This window comes from Streptomyces zhihengii, from assembly GCF_016919245.1.
GTDB classification, from domain to species: Bacteria; Actinomycetota; Actinomycetes; order Streptomycetales; family Streptomycetaceae; genus Streptomyces; species Streptomyces zhihengii.
On sequence record NZ_JAFEJA010000001.1, the window covers coordinates 5,973,792 to 5,995,669 of the forward strand.

The following is a 21,878-nucleotide window of genomic DNA, read 5'->3' on the forward strand; positions in this document are numbered from 1 at the left end:
ACCGGCCGCGATGCGGGGGCCGACCCCGCCATGACCGGCAGCGGCACAGGGGCCGCTTCTGCGGGCGGGGGCCCCGGCCGCCGCACCGCGGCCGACGACCCCGCCCGCGCCGGCCGCCGCGCGGCGGCCTCCGTCGCCGCCCGGACCGGGGCGGTGCCGCGGTGAGCGGTCCGCTGTGGCAGGAGCCCGGTGACCACGTGGACACCCTGCCCGCGCTGCCCCGGCAGCGCGACGCCGCCTCCCGGTCCGGCCCGGCCGCCGACCCGCTGGACGCGCTGGCGGTGCGCCTCCACGACGTCGTCGCCGCGGCCGTCCACCCGGACGAGATCGCCGCGATCCTCGAATCGGACGGCATGACGGACGATCACATCCGTCTCGCCTACGGCCGGCCCGACTCCTTCGCGCTCGCCGCCGCGCTGTACCGGAAGGTGCCCCGCGGCCACCCCGAGCCGCCCCCGCCCCCGGCCGAACCGTGGCACACCGGCCTCCTCGGCTCCCTGCTGCGCGGCCTGCTCTTCGCCCTGCCGGGCCTCGGCTGGCTCCTCGCCGCCCCGCTGCTCGGCGAGCCGGCGCTGCCGCCGCTGCTCGCGGGCGGGCTCACGGGCTGGATGTGGAACCAGGCCATGGCCCACCGGGCCTACGTCCGCCTGGGCCTCGGCGACCGCCCGGCGGCGGCCCGCTGCCTGGCCGCCGGAGCCCCGGCGGGGGCCCTGCTGTCGACGGCCGCGACCGTGCTGTGCACCGGCCCCGGGCAGGGGCCGTCGGCCGTCTTCTCCTCGGCCCAGGCGGTGTACCTCGGGGCGGCCACGGCGCTGCTCGTCCTCGGCCGCGAGCGGGCCCTGCTCCTCTGCCTGCTGCCCCTCCCGGCGGGCACGGCCGTGCTCCTCGTGACCGATCTGCCCGTCCTGGCCCGCGCCCTCCTCCTGACGGCCTCCCTCGCGGCCACCCTCCTGACCGCCGCCCGCGTCCTCCACCGCACCGCGACCGCCCGCCCGGTTCCCGCCCCGGTTCCCGCCCCGGTTCCCGTCCCGGGGCCGGCGGCCGGGCTCGCCGCCTCGCTGCCGCACGGCCTGTTCGGGCTCGGGGCGGGGGTGCTGGTGCTGTACACCGCGCTCGGTGAGGTGTTCGCCGGGGTGCCCGGCGCGGTGGTCGCCGGGCCGTCGGCGGTCGCGCTCACCCTCGGGAACGGCCCCGCCGAATGGCTGCTGCTCCGCTTCCGCGGCGGCGCGCTCGCCGGGCTGCGGTCGGCCACGACTCCCGGCGCGTTCCGGCGGGCCGCGGTGCTGGTGCTGGCCCGCTGCCTCACCGCCCACCTCGTCGTCCTCGGCGGGCTCGCCTTCGCCGTCACCCTGCTGTGGCCGGGCGCGCCCGGCCTCGGCGGCGTGCGGCTCGCGACGCTGCTGCTGGTCGGCACGGTGCTGTGGACGGGGCTGCTGCTCCAGGCGTTCGGGGCCGTGACCGCCGCGGCCGCCGTCGTCTGTGCCGCCGTGCTCGTCCGGGCGGGTCTCGCGGCGGCGGGCGCCGGGTCCCCGGCGGCGGTGGGGCTCGTCGTCTCCGCCGCGGCGGCCGCCGCGCTGCTCGCCCTGGTCTGCGTCCTGCTCGGCCGGGCCACGGCCCACCGCCCATGACGGGCCTGCTGGTGCCGTACTACGAGCACCCCGCCGAGCAGCCCGCCGCCTGGGATCTCCTGGTGGCCGCCGCGCCCCGGCTGCACGCCGTCGTCGTCAACCCGGCCAGCGGTCCGGGCACCGCCGCCGACCCCGCCTTCGCCGAGGTCGCGGAGCGCCTGCGGCGGGCCGGGGTGACGGTCCTCGGCTACGTCGACACCGGCTACGGCCGCCGCCCGCACGGCGCGGTCGCCGACGAGATGCTGCGGCACCGGGACTGGTACGCGACCGACGGGGTCTTCCTCGACCAGGTCTCCTCCGGCCGGGACGCGCTCGCGCACTACACCCGGCTGACCGTCGCGGCGCGGGTGGCGGGCGCGGCGACGGTGGTCCTCAACCACGGTGTGCCGCCGGACCCCGGATACGCCCGGCTCGCCGAGCTGCTGGTGACCTTCGAGGGCCCCTGGGAGGCGTACGATCCGGCCGCCGCCGCCCCCGCGTGGACGGAGGCGTACCCGGAGGACCGGTTCTGCCACCTCGTCTACGCGGCCCCGCCCCACGCCCGAGCCGCCACCGGCGTGCACTGCACGGTCCCGGGCACGGGCGCGCATCCCTGGGGGACGCTGCCGCACGGGGTGGGCGGCCCGTGAGCGCGCGGGCTCAGCCCAGCGCCGACACCACCAGCGCCACGGTCGCCGCCGTCTCCGCCAGGGCGCCGAACACATCGCCCGTCACCCCGCCGAACCGGCGCACGCACCGGCGCAGCAGCAGTTCGGCGACCGCGAGGGCGGTGGCGAGCGCCAGGACCGCGTGCAGCGCGGCGGGCGCCCCGCCCGGCACCGCGGCGGCCCCCGCCGCCACCAGCGCGACCAGCGCGGCCGTCCCCACCGCGCCGCGCACGGGCACCGCGCCCGCGACGGCCGCGCCGAGTCCGTCGGGGCGGGCGGCGGGCACACCGGTGCGGCAGGCGACGGTCAGGGCCAGCCGGGCGGCCACCGCGGCCAGCGCGGCGGCGCACGCCCCGCGCGCCCAGCCGCCGGCGTAGAGCTCGCTCAGCGCGGCGACCTGGGCCAGCAGCACGAGGAGCACGGTGACGACGCCGAACGGCCCGATGTCCGACTGCTTCATGATCCGCAGGGCGTCCTCGGCGGGCTTCCCGCTGCCGAGGCCGTCGGCGGTGTCGGCGAGCCCGTCCAGATGCAGGGCCCGGGTGAGGACGGCGGGCACCGCGGTACTCGCCACGGCGGCGAGCAGGGGGCCGGAGCCCAGCAGTACGAGGAGCCCGCCGGCCGCGGCGGCGCACAGCCCGACGACCAGACCGGCGAGGGGGGCCCACAGCATCCCGGCCCGGCCCGCCTCCCGGTCCCAGCGCGTCACCCGCACGGGCAGGACGGTCAGGGTGCCGAAGGCGAAGCGTATGCCGTGCGATGAGTCCACCGCGCGAGGGTAGCCCGTCCCGCCGCACCGTCCCCGCCCTGCCGTCCCGCCGCGCCGTCCCCGCCCTGCCGCCTCCCCGCACCGTCCCCCGCGCCCCGCACGGCCCGCCCGCTGCCGAGCCGTGCCCCGCGGACCGCCCCGCACGGCGGTAAATTGCGCAAAACGCGCGAATCGGGAGCACACGGTATGGGCCACTGGTTTTACCGCAACATCGTCGAGCCGGGGAAGCTCCCGATGTTCCTCGCCCTCGTCTCGTTCGTCCTCACCTTCCTGCTGACCCGGGTGATCACCCGCCTGATCCGCGCGGGCAAGGGCCCCTTCCGCAACGTGAACCCCGGCGGGCTGCACATCCACCATGTCGTCCCCGGGGTCGTGCTCACCGTCATCGGCGGCTTCGGCGCGGTCGGCAGCGGCCGGTACGGCGTCGCCTCCGGGGTCTGCGCCGTGATCTTCGGCATCGGAGTCGGTTTGGTGCTCGACGAGTTCGCGCTGATCCTGCACTTGGACGACGTCTACTGGACCGAGCAGGGCCGCCAGAGCGTCGAGGTCGTCGTCCTCGCCGCCGCGCTCGCCCTGCTGGTGCTCAGCGGCTCGTCGCCGCTCGGGGTGGACGGCCTGTCGGCGGACGAACGCCAGAACCGCGCCACGCTCCTGCTCACCGTCGCCGCCAACTTCCTCTTCGTGCTGATCGCCCTCGTCAAGGGCAAGGCGCGCCTCGGCCTGCTCGGTGTGCTCGTCCCGTTCGTCGCCCTCGTCGGCGCGGTGCGCCTCGCCCGCCCGGGCTCGCTGTGGGCCCGCCGCTTCTACCGCAACCGGCCGAAGGCCAGGGCCCGTTCGTCGCTGCGGGCCGCCCGCCACGACAAGCGCTGGGAGCGCCCCCGGCGGGCCTTCCAGGACCTGATCGGCGGCGCCCCCGACGAGCCCGCCCGGCCCGCCGACCGCGAACTGCCCTGATCCGGGCGCCCTACGCGGAGCCGCCGCGGGCACCGGCACCCGCCCGGCGGTGGCGCCGGGCGCGCACCAGCGCGTCGCCCGCGCACAGCACCACGGCCGCGGCGATCGCCGCCAGATGCTCCTTCGCCGCCAGATTCGGCTTCACGATCACCTCGGCGACCATCGCGGCCACCACCAGACCCCCCGTCACCCACGCCCCGTAGCGGTAGCAGACGCACACGGCGAGGCCCACGACGGCGGCCGACGGCCCGGTGTCCACCACCGAGGCGTCCGATGCGGGCAGCCCGAACGCCCCGTCCGGCCCGACGGCCACCCCGATCCGCGCGTACAGCGTGCCCGCCAGCGTCGAGACGTACGCGATCACCACCAGCGCACGGCGCCCCAGCGTGATCTCCGCGATGCCGAACACCACCAGGATCTGCGCCAGCGCTCCCCACACCGGCAGACGCACCGCCGGGACGAACGGCGACAGGGGGGTGCGCAGCAGGGCGAGCCACAGCGGGTCCCCGGGGCGCACGAAGCCCGCCGCCTCCACCACCGGCAGGCCCCAGGACCGGCGTTCCAGGGCGAAGGCGACGGCGGTCAGCGCCAGGCACGCCAGGGTCAGCGGGACGGCCCGCCAGTTCCGCGCCACCAGCGCGCCGTGGACCGCCCCGTACAGCGGCCCCCACTCCCGGCGGGCGAAGGCGGACGCGGTGTTCACCGACCGCTCTCCAGCCGGCGGCGGCGTGCCCACTCCGGCAGCCCCGGGGCCTCCAGGAACCCTTCGGCGCGGGCCGCGGCCACACCGATGCGCGGCAGGTCGGCGCTCTTCTCGAAGAGCATGTACCGCGGCTCCCAGATCGGCCGGTACTTGGCGTTCGCCCGGTACAGGGACTCGATCTGCCACCAGCGGGAGAAGAAGCCGAGCACCGAGCGCCAGAGCCTCAGCACCGGCCCCGCGCCGAGCCGGGAGCCCCGTTCGAAGACCGAGCGGAACATCGCGAAGTTCAGCGACACCTCGGTGATCCCGACCTCCTCGGCCCGCTGGAGGAGTTCGATCACCATGAACTCCGTCAGCCCGTTCTCGGCCTCCCGGTCACGCCGCATCAGGTCCAGCGACAGCCCCTTCGGCCCCCACGGCGCAAAGCTGAGCAGCGCCTTCGGCGCCCCGTCGCCGTCCGAGCACTCCAGCATCACGCAGCGGCCGTCCGCCGGGTCGCCGAGCCGGCCCAGCGCCATCGAGAAGCCCCGCTCGGTCGCCCCGTCGCGCCAGTCGTCGGCGCGCCGCAGCAGTTCGGCGGCCTCCGCCGGGGGGATGTCCTCGTGGCGCCGGATCCGGACGCTGTACCCGGCGCGCTTCACCCGGTTGTACGCCTGGCGCACGGAGCGCATCGCCCGGCCCTCCAGCGTGAACTCGCCGGTGTCGACGATCGCCTCGTCGCCGAGCTCCAGCGCGTCCAGCCCGTGGCGGGCGTAGACGGTGCCCGCCTCCTCGCCGGCGCCCATCACCGCCGGGACCCAGCCGTGCTCGCGGGCCTGGGCCAGCCAGGGGGCGATCGCGCCCGGCCACGCCTCGGGGTCGCCGATCGGGTCCCCGGACGCCAGCGACACCCCGCCCACCACCCGGTACGCCACGGCCGCCTTCCCGCTCGGCGACCAGACGACGCTCTTCTCCCGGCGCAGCGCGAAGTACCCCAGGGAGTCGCGGTCGCCGTGCCGGTCCAGCAGCTTCCGCAGCCTGGCCTCGTCGTCCTCGGTGATCGGGTCGACGGCGCGGCGCGAGCGGAACGCCGCGTACAGCACGGCGAGGATCAGCAGCGTGGACATGATGTTGATCAGGACGTCGACCCAGCCCGGGGTGGTGATGGTGGGGAAGCGGTCGTCGTCGACGGAGACGGACACCAGCCGCATCGCGCCGTAGCGCCACTTCTCCAGGAAGGTCGAGCTCTGCGTCGAGGTGTCGGTGAGCGCGACGAGGCCGGTGGCCAGCAGCGACGTGACGAGCAGCCCGCCGGCCGCGACCCCGGTCGCGAGCTTCGGGTTGGAGCGGTCGCCCTTCGCGTAGAACTCCCGGCGGCCGACCAGCAGCGCCGCCACGAAGGCCGCGGTGAGCACGAACGAGATCCAGTTCTGCGCCTTGCCGCGGATCTCGGGGAACACCAGCGCGACGGCGAACAGCAGCAGGAACAGCCCGGAGAGCACCAGGTTCAGGATCCAGGCGGCCCGTTTGCGCCGCCGCATCGTCACCGCGAGGAAGAGAGTGAAGACACCGGAGGCGAAGCCCGCGGTGAGCAGATAGGGCGTGAAGTAGTTGTCGGCGTTGTGGCGGCGGAGGTCCTGGCCCAGTGACACCCACACGGCGCTCAGGAAGTTCACGAACGTCACGACCCGCAGGTACCAGACGGCGAACGCGGCCGCCCGCCGCGCACGGGCTCCGCCGTCCCGGCCGGTGCCCTCATCGGTCTCACGGACATCTCCCATGAAACGGGATCATATGGGGCACGGTCTGCGGGCGGCGGACATGACGAAGGCCGCCGCCGGACGAACCGGCGGCGGCCTCTGCCGTGGGCGGGCGGCCCTAGGGCTTCTCGTTTGGATCCTGGCACGCACTCCCCCAGCTACCGCTGGGAGGTGCCCCCATGCCGCGTTGTCGTCGGTCGCCGACGCTCCGCGTGGACTCTCCCCCTGGCCTCCGGCCGGGAGGTGCCCCCATCCTCCGCCTTGCGATCGCACGCACCGGACGCCGCTCCCTCATCCGCCCTGATCCAGACGAAAAGCCCTAGCGGTCGGACGCTTCCCGGAGCTCGTCCCCGGCGTCGGCCTTCGCCTCGTCGTCCCCGGCGCGCTCGGGCAGTTCCGCGACGAGCGCGGCGGCGGACTGGAGGAGCGGCAGCGCGAGCAGCGCGCCGGTGCCCTCGCCGACGGTCACCCCGTGCTCCAGCACCGGCGTCAGCGAGAGCCGGTCCAGCGCCTTCGCCTGCGCCGGCTCCCCGCTGAGCTGCCCCGCGAGCCACCAGTCCGGCGAACGGAACGCGGCGCGCTGCGCCACCAGGGCGCAGGCCGCCGTCACCACACCGTCCAGGATCACCGGCAGCCGGCGGGCCGAGGCCTGGAGCAGGAAGCCCGTCATCGCGGCCAGGTCGGCGCCGCCGACCGCGGCCAGCAGTTCGAGCTGGTCGCCCAGCACCGGACGGGCGCGCCGCAGCGCGTCCCGGATCGCCGCGCACTTGCGCATCCACGCCAGGTCGTCGATCCCGGTGCCGCCGCGGCCCGTGACGACCGACGCGTCGGTGCCGCACAGGGCGGCGATGAGGGTGGCTGCGGCGGTCGTCCCGCCGACGCTGAGGTCGCCGAGGACGACCACGTCGGTGCCCGAGTCGGCCTCCTCGTCGGCGATCGCCATGCCGAGGCGCACCGCCTGCTCGGCCTCCTCGACGGTGAGCGCGTCCTCGATGTCGATCCGCCCGCTGCCGCGCCGCACCCGGTGGCGCGTCACCTCTTCGGGCAGCAGCTCCGGGTCGCAGTCCAGGCCGGCGTCGACGATCCGCACCGGGACGCCCGACCGGCGGGCCAGCACGGACACCGGCCGCCCGCCCTCCAGCACCGCCCGCACCAGCTCGTGCGCGGTGCCGGCCTCCCGGCGCGACACCCCCAGCCCGGCGACCCCGTGGTCACCCGCGAACAGCAGCACCCGCGGCCGGTCGACGGCCCGGACCGGCACGGCGGCCTGCGCCGCCGCCAGCCACTCGGCCAGCTCGTCGAGACGGCCCAGCGCCCCGGGCGGCACGACCAGCCGCTCACGCCGTTCCTCGGCGTCACGCCGGACGCCGCTGTCGGGGCGCTCGATCAGATCGGAGAAGTCGTCGAGATTCAGCCTGCTCATTCGCCGAACAGTACCGGTCCCACCCCCGGCACCCTCAGCCCCTCCGGAGCTCGGCCCCCGAGCATCCTCAGCCCGTCCGAGTCCTGGCACCCTGGGCAACCTCAGCCCCTCCGCAGCTCGGCCCCCGGGCATCCCCAGCCCGTCCGGCGTTTGAGGACGCCGTGCGCAGCGCGGTGCCGCGGCCACCGGGTCGCACCGGCCCCGTGTGCGCATCCGGGTCCGGCGGGGCTCTGCCCCGCGCCCCGCGCCTCAATCTCCCCCTACGGCCTGACGGCCGTGGGAGGTGCCCCCATGCGGGGCTGAAAGGCAGCCCGCAGGCGCGCCGTCTTCAGGGCCGGAAGGCAGTCCGCCTCGGGTCCTGGCGACCCGGGCATCCCCAGCCCCTCCGCAGCTCGGCCCCCGAGCATCCCCAGCCCGTCCGAGTCCTGGCACCCTGGGCAACCTCAGCCCCTCCGGAGCTCGGCCCCCGGGCATCCCCAGCCCGTCCGGCGTTTGAGGACACGGCCGCAGGCCGTGCCGTGCACACCGGGCCGCACCGCCCCCGCACGCGCCACCCGGTCCGGCGGGGCTGAAGGCAGCCCGCCAACGCGTCGGCCCCCGGGGGGAAAGGCAGCCCCCGAACCACCGCCCCCGCAAGCGCAACCCGGTCCGGCGGAGCTGAGAAGCCCCCGGGGGGCAGACCGGCACCCCCATCGCGCGCCCCCGGGCGGCGCCTCACCCCCGGAGGGGCAGGGCCTGGCCCGCCACCACCAGCAGCACGTGTTCGCATTCCGCGGCGAACGCCGCGTTCAGGCGGCCGAGTTCGTCGCGGAAGCGGCGGCCGGAGGGGGTGGCGGGGACGACGCCCGCGCCGACCTCGTTCGTCACGGCGACGAGGGTGCGGGCCGTCTCCCGTACGGCCGTGAGCAGTTCGGCGGTGCGCTTGCGCAGGGCGCGCTCGCCGCCGTTCGCCCAGCGGTCGTCGTCCCAGGCCCCGGCCTGGTCCATCGCGTCGGTGAGCCACAGCGACAGGCAGTCGATCAGCAGCGGCGGCCCCTCGGCGGCGAGCAGCGGCACCAGGTCGCAGGTCTCGGTCGTCTGCCAGGAGGCGGGCCGGCGGTCGCGGTGGGCCGCGACCCGGGCGGCCCACTCGGTGTCGCCGCCGCGCGTCCCGCCGGTGGCGACGTACAGCACGTCGGGGAAGGCCTCCAGCCGACGCTCGGCCTCCAGCGACTTGCCGGAGCGGGCGCCCCCGGTGACCAGCGTGCGCCGGGGGACGTCGGGGACGGCGTGGTACTCGCCCACGATCAGCGTGGTCCCGTCCGGCACCGCCCGCGCCCCCGCGGCGGCGAGACGGCGCCGCAGTTCGGCGCCGCCCGGCACCTCGTGGCCGAGGTGCGCGGCGACCACGTCGGTGGTCGCCCCGATCGCGCCGGCCGCCCGCAGCCGGGCGACCGCGTCCGGCCGGCCGACGACGTCCGCGACGACCATCCCGTAGGCCGCCGACCCCTCCGCCAGCCCGGCCGGAGCCGCGCCGGGCGGCAGGTAGAGCAGCCGTTCGCCCTCGGGGGAGGTGACCTCGTACCCGGTGCCCGGGTGGTCGACGGGCACCGCGCGCACCCGGTGGCCGCTGATCAGGGTGAGCACCCGCCCGTCGGGGACGCGGCCGGCCGTCGGCAGTCCGGCGGGCAGGTCCACCGCGGGGCCGTCGTGCGGATGGGTCAGCAGCACCTGCCGCACCCCGGTCAGGGAGTGCCCGGCCCGTGCGGCGGCCAGCGCAGCCCCCGGGGTCAGGTCGAGCAGCAGCGCGCCGTCCACGAGGAGCGCCGTCGCGGCGCGCGCCTCGCCGCCGCGGGCGGTCGCGCACACGGCGCAGGGGCAGCCGGGGTGGGGGAGTCCGGCCGGGGCGCCGGTGCCGAGCAGTGTCAGTTCCACGCCCCTGATCCTCCCGTGTCCCCGCGGCGGGTGCGCGCCCGGCTACGCTGCGGGCAGCACCGAGTGATCAGCACGACCCCAGGTACCCGGGAGGCGCACATGGCATGGACGTGGCGGTTCGAGAAGTCCGACGGTACGGAGGTCCAGCCGGCGGTGGAGCCGGAGGAGTTCAGCACGCAGGGCGACGCGGAGTCCTGGATCGGTGAGTACTGGAAGCAGCTCCAGGAGGGCGGCGCCGACCAGGTCGTGCTCTCCGAGGACGGCACGGTGGTGTACGGGCCGATGAGCCTGCACGCCGAGGAGGTCTGACCCCTCCGCCGGGTCCCGTCCCCCGGGGTCCGCGCCACCCGGCGCGGGCCCCGGCACCCGCGTCAGGCCCGCCGCACTCCGCACAGGTGCAGCAGCGCCGCCACCCTGCGGTAGGGGTCGGTGCGTCCCGCCCGGTCCTCCGCGGCGAGCAGCTGCCGCATCTCCTCGTCCGCCGGGAGCGCCGCGTCCTCGGCGGCCCCGTCCGTGAAGACCCGCACCCCGTACCAGGTGTGCAGGGGGGCGTTGATGCCCTCCAGCGTGGCCGTGAGGGCGTCCAGCCGGTCGGCGCGCACGGTCAGCCCGAGCCGGTTGGTGTACGTGTCGGAGGTGAAGGCCGTCCTCGCGCCGGCCCAGTCCCCGGCGAGCCCGGACCGCATGGCCAGCGCGTCCCCGTTGCGCACGAGCAGCGACAGCAGCCCGCCCGGCGCCAGCATCCGCGCGAGGCCCGCCAGCATGGCGTCCGGCTCGGCGGCGTACATCAGCACCCCGTGGCAGAGCACCACGTCGAAGCTGCCGGGCAGGAAGTGCACGCCCGTGTCCCGGCCGTCGCCCTCCACCAGCCGGACCCGCTCGCGGATCCCGTCCGGCTCTCCCGCCAGTGCCTCACGGGCGGCGTCCAGCATGACCGCGTCGGACTCTATGCCCGTCACGGCGTGCCCCGCCCGCGCCAGCCGCAGGGCCTGGGTGCCCTGCCCCATGCCGACGTCGAGCACCCGCAGCCGCTGCCCGACCGGGTAGCGGGCGGCGATCTGCTCCTCGAGCTGACGGGCGACGAGCTCCTGGCGCACGATGTTGCGCAGCCCGTTCACCCCCGCCAGCCACTCGGCGGACCCCCCGGCGAAGCCGGAGGGCGCGGCCGAGTGCGGGCTCAGGGTCGTTCTCCGCGCTTGACCTGGGGCTTGGGCAGACGCAGACGGCGCATCTGGAGCGTGCGCATCAGGCCGTAGGCGACCGCGCCGCGCTTCGGCTCGTCGGGGAAGCGCTCCCTGAGCTGCTTCTTCAACCGGATCGTCAGACCGATCGAGTCGACGACGATCAGCACGATCACGCCGAGCCACAGCAGCAGCGCGATGTTCTGGAGCTGCGCGACGCGGACCATGCTCAGGACGAGGATGACCACCGCGAGCGGCAGGAAGAACTCGGCGATGCAGAAGCGGGAGTCGACGAAGTCCCGGACGAAGCGCCGCACCGGGCCCTTGTCACGGGCCGGCAGATAGCGCTCGTCACCACTGGCGAGCGCCTCCCTCTGCTTGGCGAGGTCCGCCCGGCGGACCTCGCGCTGGCGCTTCATCGCCGCCTTGCGGTCCTGGGGCGCGCTGTTCGCACGCGCGCGGCGGTTGCCCTGGGCCTCGCTGCGCTTGGGCGTCGGGCGGCCCTTGGGGGCCTCGGGGTCTCGGGGCTGCTTGGAGAGGTCCGCCGTCACCTTGCCGGTGGGGGCCTTCTCTTCCTTGGAACGGCTACGGAACACAAAGCCCAAGGGTACGGGGTGCCGCGCCGGTCCGGGACAGGAGGTGCGCCACAGTCTCCGGCGGCCCGCGCATGGAGGGAGCCGCCGTGGGGAACGATCCGGCCACACCGGGCGTCCGTAAAGGACAGAACCACCACACAGTGGACGCGAGATCACGGATCCCTGAGGCTCACCTACTCCCTGGGCCGGAGCGGAGCCGTTCGCAGTCGTCCTTGGGGATGAGCGCATCCGCGCTCGAACAGTGCGGTAATGGAAGCAGGGCCCGTACTGTGGGTTCTGTCGGAGAGCTGAAGCCGAGTCCGTCTAGAAGGGGGCGCGCGAAGCCCATGAGCGGTGTCATGAAGCGTATGGGGATGATCTTCCGCGCGAAGGCGAACAAGGCCCTGGACAGGGCCGAGGACCCGCGCGAGACCCTCGATTACTCCTACCAGAAGCAGCTCGAGCTGCTGCAGAAGGTGCGCCGCGGGGTCGCCGACGTGGCGACCTCCCGCAAGCGCCTGGAGCTCCAGCTCAACCAGCTCCAGGGCCAGTCCTCCAAGCTGGAGGACCAGGGCCGCAAGGCGCTCGCGCTGGGCCGCGAGGACCTGGCCCGGGAGGCGCTGTCCCGCCGGGCCGCCCTCCAGCAGCAGGTCACCGACCTGGAGACGCAGCACCAGACCCTTCAGGGCGAGGAGGAGAAGCTCACCCTCGCCGCCCAGCGGCTCCAGGCCAAGGTCGACGCCTTCCGCACCAAGAAGGAGACGATCAAGGCGACCTACACGGCGGCCCAGGCGCAGACCCGGATCGCCGAGTCCTTCTCCGGCATCTCGGAGGAGATGAGCGACGTCGGCGTCGCGATCCAGCGCGCCGAGGACAAGACCGCGCAGCTCCAGGCCCGGGCCGGGGCGATCGACGAGCTCCTCGCCTCCGGCGCGCTCGACGACCAGTCCGGTCTCGCCAAGGACGACATCCAGGCCGAGCTCGACCGTCTCTCCGGCGGCACCGACGTCGAGCTGGAGCTCCAGCGCATGAAGGCGGAGCTGGCCGGCGGCCCGGCCCCGCAGCAGGCGATCGAGGGTGGCGAACGGCGCCAGGACACGTCCGGGCAGCAGCAGGGCACCCCGCGGTTCGACAAGCAGTGACGGCCCGGGCCGCCGGCGCCCTGGCGCCGGCGGCCCCGCCCGCAGCCCTGCCAGTGCCCCCGTCAGTGAGGAATCGTCATGATCGTACGGATCATGGGGGAGGGTCAGGTGGAGGTGGCGGACAGCCACTTCCCCGAGCTCGACACGCTCGACGACGACCTGCTCGCCGAGATGGAACGCGGCGACGGCCCCGGCTTCCGCAGCACCCTGCACGCCCTCCTGGAGAAGGTCCGCGAGCTCGGTGAGCCGCTGCCCGTGGAGTCGCTCGAACCGTCCGAGCTCATCCTGCCCTCGCCCGACGCGACCCTCGAAGAGGTCCGCGAACTGCTCGGCGACAACGGTCTGATCCCCGGCGCCTGACCTCCGGCCCGCTCTCCGCGCCCACCCGTGCCGCCCCGCGGGACCACCCGGTCCCGCGGGGCGGCACGGGCGTGCCGGGCCGGCGTCCGCACCGGCCGGGTCCGCCCGCGGAACCGGTCCGGCCGCCCTGGCGCACCCCGTAACGTTGCCTCCCGTGACCGCACTCGCCGACCGGCTCGCCCGCACCCAGCGCTGGCTGCGCGCGCACCCGCTGGCCTTCGACGGCGGACTCGCCGTCGCCGTGCTCGTCTGCATGGTCGCCGGGTCGTTCGCCGACCCCAACGGCCCCCACGGCCCCGAGTTCGGCACCCGCACGCCCGAGGTGCGCAGCGCCCTGCTGATGGTGGTCGCGGCCGGGGCGCTGGTGTACCGGCGGCGGGAGCCGATGGCCGTCCTCGCCGTGACCGGCGGGCTGTCCGTCGTCGAGCTGGTGGCCGGCGACCCGGCCGCCCCCGTCTCCATGAGCGCCGTCATCGCGCTCTACACCGTGGCCGCCCGCACCGACCGGCCCACCACCTGGCGGGTCGGCCTGCTCACCATGGCCGCGCTGACCGGCGCGGCCATGTCGTTCGGGTCGCTGCCCTGGTACGCGCAGGAGAACCTCGGCCTCGTCGCCTGGACGGGCATGGCCGCCGCGGCGGGCGACGCCGTCCGCAGCCGCCGGGCCTTCGTCGACGCGATCAGGGAACGGGCCGAGCGCGCCGAGCGGACCCGCGAGGAGGAGGCCGGGCGGCGGGTCGCCGAGGAGCGGCTGCGGATCGCCCGCGACCTGCACGATGTCGTCGCCCACCACATCGCCCTGGTCAACGTGCAGGCCGGGGTCGCCGCCCACGTCATGGACAAGCGCCCCGACCAGGCCAAGGAGGCGCTCGCCCACGTCCGTGAGGCGAGCCGCTCCGCGCTGAACGAACTGCGCGCCACCGTCGGGCTGCTGCGCCAGTCCGGCGACCCGGAGGCGCCCACCGAACCGGCTCCCGGCCTCGGTGTCCTCGCCGAACTGGTCACCACCTTCCGCCAGTCCGGCCTGACCGTCGAGGTGGCCCGCGCCGACGAAGGGGTGACCCCGCCCGCCGCGGTCGACCTCGCCGCGTACCGGATCATCCAGGAGTCGCTCACCAACGTGCGCAAGCACGCCGGTGCGGACGCCAGGGCCGAGGTGAGCGTCGTCCGGGTCGGCTCCACGCTGGAGGTCACCGTCCTCGACAACGGCGCCGCCGGGCCCGCGCCCGCCGAGGGCGGCGGCCACGGCCTGATCGGGATGCGGGAGCGGGTCGCCGCGCTGGGCGGCGCCCTCACCGCGGGCCCCCGCTACGGGGGCGGCTTCCGGGTGCAGGCGATACTGCCGCTGACGACGGGCGCGGACGGCGCCGGTGCCGCGCGGCGTGCGGCCCGGGTGGGCCGCGCGGGGGAGGACGCATGACGATCAGGGTGCTGCTCGCCGACGACCAGACGCTGCTGCGCAGCGCGTTCCGGGTGCTGGTGGACTCCGAACCGGACATGGAGGTCGTCGCGGAGGCCGCCGACGGTGCCGAGGCCGTCGCCCTGACGCGTTCCGCCCGGGCCGACGTCGTCCTGATGGACATCCGGATGCCCGGTACCGACGGGCTCACGGCCACCCGTCAGATCAGTGCCGACCCCGAGCTGTCCCACGTACGGGTGGTCATGCTGACCACCTTCGAGGTCGACGAGTACGTGGTGCAGTCGCTGCGGGCCGGCGCCTCCGGCTTCCTCGGCAAGGGCGCCGAACCCGACGAGCTGCTCAACGCGATCAGGGTCGCCGCCGGCGGGGAGGCGCTGCTGTCGCCGGTGGCCACCAAGGGGCTGATCGCCCGGTTCCTGGCGCAGAGCGGCGGGGCCGCGGAGGGCCCGGAGGCGGCGGTGCGCTCGGAGCGGCTGGCCGCGCTGACCGGCCGCGAGCGGGAGGTCCTGGTGCTCGTCGCCGGCGGCCACTCCAACGACGAGATCGCCGGGCGGCTGGAGGTCAGCCCGCTCACGGTGAAGACCCACGTGAACCGGGCGATGGCGAAACTGGGCGCCCGCGACCGCGCGCAACTGGTGGTCGCCGCGTACGAGTCGGGGCTGGTACGTCCGAGGGTGGACTGAGGGGCGCGCAGCGTACTCCAGACGCGGTATGCGCGGCGTGAGGAACGGGACCTGGGGGCTACGGATGCGCCGCCCCGGGTGCCCCAAGGTATAGGGGCTGGCCCCCGGGCCGTCCTCCCCGCGTACGCCACAGAAGAGAGACCCCATGTCCTGGCTGTCCAGGTTCAGCCTGAAGCAACGGGCCCTGATCGGGCTGATGTCGATCGTGGCGATCGTCTTCGGCGCGATCTCCATACCCCAGCTCAAGCAGCAGCTGCTGCCCTCCATCGAGCTTCCGATGGTGTCGGTGCTCGCCCCCTACCAGGGCGCCTCCCCCGACGTGGTCGAGAAGCAGGTCGTCGAGCCCCTCGAAGCCACGCTGAAGGCCGTCGACGGCATCAAGGGCATCACCTCCACGGCGAGCGAGGGCAACGCCGTGATCATGGCCAGCTTCGACTTCGGGGACGGGACCAAGCAGCTCGTCGCCGACGTCCAGCAGGCCGTGAACCGGGCCCGCGTCCAGCTCCCCGACTCCGTCGACCCGCAGGTGATCGCCGGCTCGACGGACGACATCCCGACCGTCGTCCTCGCCGTCACCTCCGACAAGGACCAGCAGGCGCTCGCCGACCAGCTGGAGCGGACCGTCGTGCCCGCGATCGAGGACATCGACGGCGTCGGCCAGGTGTCCGTCGACGGCGTCCGGGACCTCCAGGTGTCCGTCACGCCCGACGAGCGCAGGCTCGCGGCGGCCGGACTGAACACCATGGCGCTCGCCGAGGCCCTGAGGGTGGGCGGGGCCGCGATGCCGGCCGGCTCGTTCTCCGAGGACGGCAAGAGCCGCACCGTGCAGGTCGGCGGCGGCTTCACCAGCCTCCAGCAGATCCAGGAGCTGCGCCTGCTGCCCCCGCAGGGCGGCAAGGGCAAGCCCGTCCGCCTCGGCGACGTGGCCGCCGTCGAGCAGACGGAGGCCACGCCGGTCTCCCTGACCCGGACCAACGGCCGGCCCAGCCTCGCCGTCTTCGCCACCATGGACAACGACGGCAGCGCCGTCGCCATCTCCGAGGCCGTCCAGGACAAGCTGCCCGGTCTGCGCACCGACCTGGGCGAGGACGCCGACATCACCGTCGTCTCCGACCAGGGCCCGGCGGTCTCCAAGGCGATCTCCGGTCTCACCACCGAGGGCGCGCTCGGCCTGGTCTTCGCGGTCGTCGTGATCCTGGTCTTCCTCGCCTCGCTGCGCTCGACCCTGGTGACCGCGGTCTCCATCCCGCTCTCCGTCGTCCTGGCGCTGATCGTGCTGTGGACCCGGGACCTGTCCCTCAACATGCTGACGCTGGGCGCCCTGACCATCGCCATCGGCCGGGTCGTCGACGACTCGATCGTGGTGCTGGAGAACATCAAGCGGCACCTCGGCTACGGCGAGGAGCGCGAGAGCGCCATCATCACCGCGGTGAAGGAAGTGGCGGGCGCCGTCACCTCCTCCACCCTGACCACCGTCGCGGTGTTCCTGCCGATCGGTCTGGTCGGCGGCATGGTCGGCGAGCTGTTCGGCTCGTTCAGCCTGACCGTCACCGCGGCCCTGCTCGCCTCGCTGCTGGTGTCGCTGACCGTCGTCCCCGTCCTGTCGTACTGGTTCCTGCGCGCGCCCAAGGCCGTGCGGGGCATGGACGCGGAGGACGCGCGGCGCGTCGCCGAGGAGAAGGAGGCGAAGAGCCGGCTCCAGCGTGCCTACGTCCCCGTCCTGCGCTTCGCCACCCGCCGGCGCCTCACCAGCGTCGGGATCGCCCTGGTCGTCCTCTTCGGCACCTTCGGCATGGCCGGACTGCTCAAGACGAACTTCTTCGACCAGGGCGAGCAGGAGGTCATGTCGATCAAGCAGGAGCTGGCCCCCGGCACCAGCCTCGCGGCGGCCGACGCCTCGGCGCAGAAGGTCGAGAAGGTCCTCCAGGGCATCGACGAGGTGAAGGACTACCAGGTCACCGTCGGTTCCTCCGGCTTCATGGCCGCCTTCGGCGGCGGCACCGGCGCCAACCAGGCGTCGTACCAGGTCACGCTGAAGGACGCGGCCGCCTACGAGAAGGTCCGCGACCGGCTCGACGAGGAGCTGGGAGCGCTCGACGGCATCGGCGAGACGACGATCGCCTCCGGCGACGGCTTCGGCAGCCAGGACCTGAGCGTCGTGGTCAAGGCGTCCGACGCCGAGGTGCTGAAGGAGGCGTCCGAGGCGGTCCGCGCCGAGGTCGGCAAGCTCGACGACGTCACCGACGTCCAGAGCGACCTCGCCCAGTCCGTGCCCCGCATCTCCGTCAAGGCGACCGCGAAGGCCGCCGACGCCGGGTTCACCGACGCCGCCCTCGGGATGGCGGTCGGCCAGGCGGTGCGCGGCACCCCCGCCGGCACGGCGGTCCTCGGCGACGCCGAGCGCGACATCGTCATCACGTCGGCGAACCCGGCGCGGACCATGGACGAGCTGCGCGCCCTGCCGCTCGGCCCGGTGAAGCTCGGCGACATCGCCGAGGTGAAGCTGGTGCCCGGACCCGTCTCGATGACCCGGATCGACGGCTCGCGGGCCGCCACGATCACGGCCAAGCCGACCGGTGACAACACCGGCGCGGTCAGCGCCGAGCTCCAGACGAAGATCAGCGCGCTGGACCTGCCGGAGGGCGCGTCGGCGTCCATCGGCGGAGTCTCCGAGGACCAGGAGGAGGCCTTCCTCAACCTCGGTCTCGCCATGCTGGCGGCGATCGCGATCGTCTTCATGCTGCTGGTGGCGACCTTCCGCTCGCTGATCCAGCCGCTGATCCTGCTGGTCTCCGTCCCGTTCGCGGCGACCGGCGCGATCGGTCTGCTGATCCTGACGGGCACGCCGATGGGCGTGCCGGCGATGATCGGCATGCTGATGCTCATCGGCATCGTGGTCACCAACGCGATCGTGCTGATCGACCTGATCAACCAGTACCGGGCGCAGGGCCTCGGCGTGGTGGAGGCCGTGATCGAGGGCGGCCGGCACCGGCTGCGCCCGATCCTGATGACCGCCCTGGCGACGATCTTCGCGCTGCTGCCGATGGCGCTCGGCGTCACCGGCGAGGGCGGCTTCATCGCCAAGCCGCTGGCCATCGTGGTCATCGGCGGTCTGCTCACCTCGACGCTGCTCACGCTGCTGCTGGTGCCGACGCTGTACGCGATGGTGGAGCTCCGCAAGGAGCGCCGCCGCGCCAAGCGCGAGGCCAAGCGGGACGCGAAGCGCGAGGCCGAGCAGCCGGACGAGAAGGCTCCGCTGGAGCCGTCCACCGCCTGACGGTCTCCGGCCTCCCGGCCGGCGCACCGCTCGAGGGCCCCGCGGCCACCCGCCGCGGGGCCCTTCGGCGTGCGGGGGCGGATCCCGGGGCCGGGGCGCGCCCCCGCCCGCGTCAGCCGGCGTCCGGGAGGAGGCGGTCGAGCAAGGCGTCGATCCCGGTGGTGAGTTCGGCGTTGCCGCCGCGTTCCGCGAGGGCGGGGGCGAGGCGGCGGAGCTGCGGGAAGTCCTGCGCGGGGATGCGGTGGAGGCCCAGCCGGAAGCCCGGATCCGTCTCCTCCGGGTTGTCCGTCATCGCCTGGAGGTCGACGAAGAGGTAGCCCAGCAGCCAGGACATCAGCGCGCGGTAGGCGGTCGGCGCCGCGGGCTCCGGCACCCCGGCGTCGGCGAGCAGGGCGAGCACCCGTTCGTGCTCCCGGAGCACGGCGTGGGGGCGGCGGGCGAGGGGGACGGACAGTATGCGGGTGGCCAGCAGCGGCACGACGTGGGGATGGGCGAGCGCCACCCGGTAGGTCGCGACCGCCGTGCCGCGCAGCTCCGCGCGCGGCCCGCCCCGCTGCTCGGCGTCCGCGGCGAGCACCTCGCCGATCTCGGTGTACAGGGCCTCCACCAGGCCGTCCAGCAGCGCGTCCTTGCTGGGCGCGTACCGGTACAGCGCCATCGCCTCCACGCCGAGCTCGGCGCCGAGGCGCCGCATGCTCAGCGCGCTCAGACCCTCCCGGTCGACGACCTCCAGCGCCGCCGCCAGCACCCGCTCCCGGCTGAGCCGGCCGTACTTGCCGCGGTCGCTCGCGCGGCGCCCGGGGCCCCCGCCGTTCCGTGCCGCCATGCGGGACCTCCTCGACTGATCGCGCCGGATCGCACCGGACCGCGTCGGACCGCACCGCTCCGAGCCGCTCCGCGTCGGACCGCGCCGCTCCGAGCCGGACGGGGAGCCGGGGCCGGGCCGTGGTCTTGACCGAGTGGACGAAGTGGCGCAAGGTGGACATATACGACGTAAGCGTACGTCATAAGTATCCGCCCGACGCTTACCGACACGCCCGCCCCGAGCGCGGCCCCCGTGCACCGATTCGCACGCAGCACCGCCCACCACGTCCCGAGGCATTCCCATGAACACCCTCCCGACCGCCTTGTCCGCATCCGGCGACGACCCGCACCGAGGGGGCCCGCGATGAGAGCACACGACCTCGCGGCCCCGCCCGTGGCGCAGGCGCCGCGGCAGACCGAGGGCGGCGACGCGGCGCCCGCGCCCGTGGCGCAGCGGCCCCCGTCCGGCAGGCCCTGGTCCGGGGACGGGCCTGTGAAGCTGTCCATCCTGATGGCGGCCTACAACGAGGAGCGGACGATCGCCGCGGCCGTCGAGTCGGTGCTCGGCGTCGACTACCCCTGCGAGGTCGAGCTGATCGTCGTCGACGACGGCAGCCGGGACCGCACCCCGGCGCTGCTCTCGCGCTACTCCGGCGAGGAGGTCAGGACCCACCGGCACCCCCGCAACCTCGGCAAGGGCGCGGCGCTGCTGACGGCCGGACGGCTGGCCAGGGGCACCCACATCCTCCCGTTCGACGCGGACATGGAGTACTCGCCCGACGACATCCCCCGGCTGCTGGAGCCCGTCATCGAGGGCCACTGCGACGTCGTCTACGGCTCGCGGCTCTTCGGCGTCAACACCGTGTACCAGTCGTACCGTTACGCGCTGGGCAACCGGCTGACGACGCTGGCGGCGAACGTCCTCTTCGACGCGCACCTCGCCGATCTCCACACCTGCCTCAAGCTGATCCCGCTCGGCCTCTTCAGGTCGCTGCACCTCGGGTCGCACGGCTTCGGTCTCGACACCGAGGTGACGGCCCGTCTGCTGCGGCTCGGGGTCCGCCCGTTCGAGGTCCCGGTGAGCTACTACAGCCGCACCCACGCCGAGGGGAAGAAGATCACCTGGCACGACGGGGTGAGCTGCCTGTTCATCCTCGGCCGGGTCCGCTTCTCGCACGCCGTCCGGCCCGGCGCCGACGGCCGCCCGGACGGGTCCGGGCCGGCATGACCACCCGGCAGCCCCGGGCACGGCCGCACCCGGCCCCGCGCCGGCGGCCCCCGCGCTCCCGGACCGCGCGCCGTCCCCGGCCCTCCCGGACCGCGAGGCGCCCCCGGCCCATGAGGCGCCCCCGCGCCCGAGGCCCCGCCGGGCGGGCCGCCGCCCGGGGAGCCGCCGCCCGGCGCCCCGCCGGGGCCGGACACGGACGCCGGGCGGGGCCGGGGCCGCGCCCCGCGCCGGCCGCGCGGGCGGCGCCCCGCGCACCTGCGCCTGGTCGCCGCGCTGCTGGCCGTGGCCGTCGCCGTGGCGGTCGCCTGCTTCGCGCCCGGCGTGCGCTCCGTGCTCCGGGAGTCGTTCACCGAGATCCCGGCCTCCTACACCGAGCTGTACTTCACCTCCCCGCCGGCTCTCGACGGGAACACCGCCGTCGTCCCCGTCTCCGTGGTGTCGCACGGGGACGCAGGGCTGACCCACCGCGTGCGCGTCCTCGTCGAGGCGCCCGGCGGACGCGTCACCGCGTCCACCACCCGCACCGTGACCGCGCCGGCCACCGACGTCCGGACGGCTTCCGTCGTGCGGCTGCCGGTGTCCGACGGCGGATCGGTCGTCCGGGTCGAGCTCGTCGGACACGACCAGACACTCCACTTCCGCCTGGGAGCCCCCGGCTCCCCGACCCCCCAGGGCACACCATGACGGCCGCACCGACCCCTTCCCCCTCCGGCACGCGCCCCCGCGTCGTCGTCACGACGAGCTGGGACGACGGGCACCGGCTGGACCCCCGGCTCGCCGCGCTGCTCGACAAGCACCGCATCGCCGGCACCTTCTACATCGCCCCGCGCAACCGCGAGTTCGCCCCCGCCGACCGGCTGCCGGCCGCCGGGATCCGCGAACTCGCCGAGCGGTACGAGATCGGCGGGCACACGCTCACCCACCAGCGGCTGCCGCAGCTCCCCGACCCGGTGGCCCGCGACGAGATCCGCGACGGCAAGGACGCCCTGGAGGACGCCGTCGGCGGCCCCGTCACCAGCTTCTGCTACCCCCGGGGCGAGTACACCGCGGCGCACGTCCGCTTCGCCCACGAGGCGGGGTTCACCCTCGCGCGCACCGTCCGGCGCAGCTCCCTGCTGCCGGGCCCCGCGCTGGAGACGGTGACCACGGTCAACGCCTACGCCCACCGGGTCGACGGACCGCTCGCCCTGCGCCTCGCGGGACGCAGGCCCTGGACCGCCGCCCGGCTGTACCTGGAGTGGGACCAGCTCGCCCTGCGCTGGTTCGCCCTGTGCCTGCGGCACGGCGGCGTGTTCCACCTCTGGGGCCACAGCTGGGAGGTCGACGCCCGGCGCGACTGGCTCCGCCTGGAACGGGTCCTCGGCCACATCGCCGGCCGCCCGGACGTCTCCTACGTGCCCAACCGCGACCTCGTGGAAGCGGGCGCCTGAG

Annotated in this window: 20 protein-coding genes; 12 read left to right on the top strand and 8 right to left on the bottom strand. The window is 75.1% G+C overall.

Annotated elements, in window-relative coordinates; all coding sequences use genetic code 11:
* The first annotated feature begins 161 nt into the window (after nt 1-161).
* The gene (locus JE024_RS25335) at nt 162-1,628 is read left to right on the top strand and encodes a hypothetical protein (protein ID WP_205375790.1); all 1,467 of its coding nucleotides are present in this window, start codon (nt 162-164) and stop codon (nt 1,626-1,628) included.
* On the top strand, nt 1,625-2,257 hold the full coding sequence (locus JE024_RS25340) for a spherulation-specific family 4 protein (RefSeq protein WP_205375791.1): 633 nt from the start codon (nt 1,625-1,627) through the stop codon (nt 2,255-2,257). The genes JE024_RS25335 and JE024_RS25340 overlap by 4 nt, the downstream gene beginning before the upstream one ends.
* Before the next feature lie 10 nt (nt 2,258-2,267).
* Here JE024_RS25340 and JE024_RS25345 read toward each other — a convergent pair whose 3' ends face one another.
* A complete protein-coding gene (locus JE024_RS25345; protein ID WP_205375792.1) occupies nt 2,268-3,044 on the bottom strand; it encodes an adenosylcobinamide-GDP ribazoletransferase in 777 nt (258 codons plus the stop codon).
* A 186-nt stretch (nt 3,045-3,230) separates the two neighbouring features.
* On the opposite strand from JE024_RS25345, the gene JE024_RS25350 reads away from it, so the two are divergent.
* Complete coding sequence (locus JE024_RS25350; protein ID WP_205375793.1) at nt 3,231-3,998, top strand: hypothetical protein; 768 nt, start codon at nt 3,231-3,233, stop codon at nt 3,996-3,998.
* 10 nt (nt 3,999-4,008) lie between these two features.
* Here JE024_RS25350 and JE024_RS25355 read toward each other — a convergent pair whose 3' ends face one another.
* The 4 genes from JE024_RS25355 to JE024_RS25370 form a co-directional block, all read right to left on the bottom strand.
* Nucleotides 4,009-4,701, bottom strand: coding sequence for a hypothetical protein (locus JE024_RS25355; RefSeq protein ID WP_205375794.1), 693 nt, complete (start codon nt 4,699-4,701; stop codon nt 4,009-4,011).
* The gene (locus JE024_RS25360) at nt 4,698-6,461 is read right to left on the bottom strand and encodes a phosphatidylglycerol lysyltransferase domain-containing protein (protein ID WP_205375795.1); all 1,764 of its coding nucleotides are present in this window, start codon (nt 6,459-6,461) and stop codon (nt 4,698-4,700) included. Before JE024_RS25360 ends, JE024_RS25355 begins: the two co-directional genes overlap by 4 nt.
* 298 nt (nt 6,462-6,759) lie before the next feature.
* Nucleotides 6,760-7,863, bottom strand: a complete 1,104-nt coding sequence (gene cobT / locus JE024_RS25365) for a nicotinate-nucleotide--dimethylbenzimidazole phosphoribosyltransferase (RefSeq protein ID WP_205375796.1) — start codon at nt 7,861-7,863, stop codon at nt 6,760-6,762.
* A gap of 714 nt (nt 7,864-8,577) precedes the next feature.
* Entirely contained in the window at nt 8,578-9,777 is a 1,200-nt protein-coding gene (locus JE024_RS25370) for a bifunctional adenosylcobinamide kinase/adenosylcobinamide-phosphate guanylyltransferase (protein WP_205375797.1), read from the bottom strand.
* A gap of 99 nt (nt 9,778-9,876) precedes the next feature.
* Between JE024_RS25370 and JE024_RS25375 the strand changes: the two genes are divergently transcribed.
* The gene (locus tag JE024_RS25375) at nt 9,877-10,086 is read left to right on the top strand and encodes a hypothetical protein (RefSeq protein WP_205375798.1); all 210 of its coding nucleotides are present in this window, start codon (nt 9,877-9,879) and stop codon (nt 10,084-10,086) included.
* A gap of 62 nt (nt 10,087-10,148) precedes the next feature.
* On the opposite strand, the gene JE024_RS25380 is transcribed toward JE024_RS25375, so the two are convergent.
* Nucleotides 10,149-10,895 carry a class I SAM-dependent methyltransferase gene (locus tag JE024_RS25380; RefSeq protein WP_205375799.1) on the bottom strand — a complete coding sequence of 249 codons (747 nt, stop codon included), beginning with the start codon at nt 10,893-10,895 and terminating at the stop codon, nt 10,149-10,151.
* A 59-nt stretch (nt 10,896-10,954) separates the two neighbouring features.
* Nucleotides 10,955-11,554 (bottom strand): DUF3043 domain-containing protein, encoded by a 600-nt coding sequence (locus JE024_RS25385; protein ID WP_205375800.1) that lies wholly within the window; start codon nt 11,552-11,554, stop codon nt 10,955-10,957.
* Between the two features lie 326 nt (nt 11,555-11,880).
* Here JE024_RS25385 and JE024_RS25390 point away from each other — a divergent pair, with 326 nt between their 5' ends.
* The 5 genes from JE024_RS25390 to JE024_RS25410 all read left to right on the top strand — a co-directional run bounded on the left by JE024_RS25390 (nt 11,881) and on the right by JE024_RS25410 (nt 18,415).
* Entirely contained in the window at nt 11,881-12,675 is a 795-nt protein-coding gene (locus tag JE024_RS25390; RefSeq protein WP_205375801.1) for a PspA/IM30 family protein, read from the top strand.
* Nucleotides 12,676-12,753: 78 nt separating this feature from the next.
* The gene (gene pspAA, locus JE024_RS25395) at nt 12,754-13,035 is read left to right on the top strand and encodes a PspA-associated protein PspAA (protein ID WP_205375802.1); all 282 of its coding nucleotides are present in this window, start codon (nt 12,754-12,756) and stop codon (nt 13,033-13,035) included.
* 145 nt (nt 13,036-13,180) lie between these two features.
* Nucleotides 13,181-14,455: a sensor histidine kinase gene (locus JE024_RS25400; RefSeq protein WP_372449838.1), complete on the top strand. Its 1,275-nt coding sequence runs from the start codon at nt 13,181-13,183 to the stop codon at nt 14,453-14,455.
* Nucleotides 14,452-15,138, top strand: a complete 687-nt coding sequence (locus JE024_RS25405; RefSeq protein WP_205375804.1) for a response regulator transcription factor — start codon at nt 14,452-14,454, stop codon at nt 15,136-15,138. The genes JE024_RS25400 and JE024_RS25405 overlap by 4 nt, the downstream gene beginning before the upstream one ends.
* A 145-nt stretch (nt 15,139-15,283) precedes the next feature.
* Entirely contained in the window at nt 15,284-18,415 is a 3,132-nt protein-coding gene (locus JE024_RS25410; RefSeq protein WP_205375805.1) for an efflux RND transporter permease subunit, read from the top strand.
* A 112-nt stretch (nt 18,416-18,527) separates the two neighbouring features.
* Here JE024_RS25410 and JE024_RS25415 read toward each other — a convergent pair whose 3' ends face one another.
* Nucleotides 18,528-19,241: a TetR/AcrR family transcriptional regulator gene (locus JE024_RS25415; RefSeq protein ID WP_205375806.1), complete on the bottom strand. Its 714-nt coding sequence runs from the start codon at nt 19,239-19,241 to the stop codon at nt 18,528-18,530.
* 342 nt (nt 19,242-19,583) lie between these two features.
* Between JE024_RS25415 and JE024_RS25420 the strand changes: the two genes are divergently transcribed.
* From JE024_RS25420 to JE024_RS41960, 3 genes are all read left to right on the top strand, one after another.
* The gene (locus JE024_RS25420; protein ID WP_205375807.1) at nt 19,584-20,447 is read left to right on the top strand and encodes a glycosyltransferase family 2 protein; all 864 of its coding nucleotides are present in this window, start codon (nt 19,584-19,586) and stop codon (nt 20,445-20,447) included.
* 282 nt (nt 20,448-20,729) lie between these two features.
* A complete protein-coding gene (locus JE024_RS25425; protein ID WP_205375808.1) occupies nt 20,730-21,131 on the top strand; it encodes a hypothetical protein in 402 nt (133 codons plus the stop codon).
* Nucleotides 21,128-21,877, top strand: coding sequence for a polysaccharide deacetylase family protein (locus JE024_RS41960; RefSeq protein WP_205375809.1), 750 nt, complete (start codon nt 21,128-21,130; stop codon nt 21,875-21,877). The genes JE024_RS25425 and JE024_RS41960 overlap by 4 nt, the downstream gene beginning before the upstream one ends.
* Nucleotide 21,878: the final 1 nt, after the last annotated feature.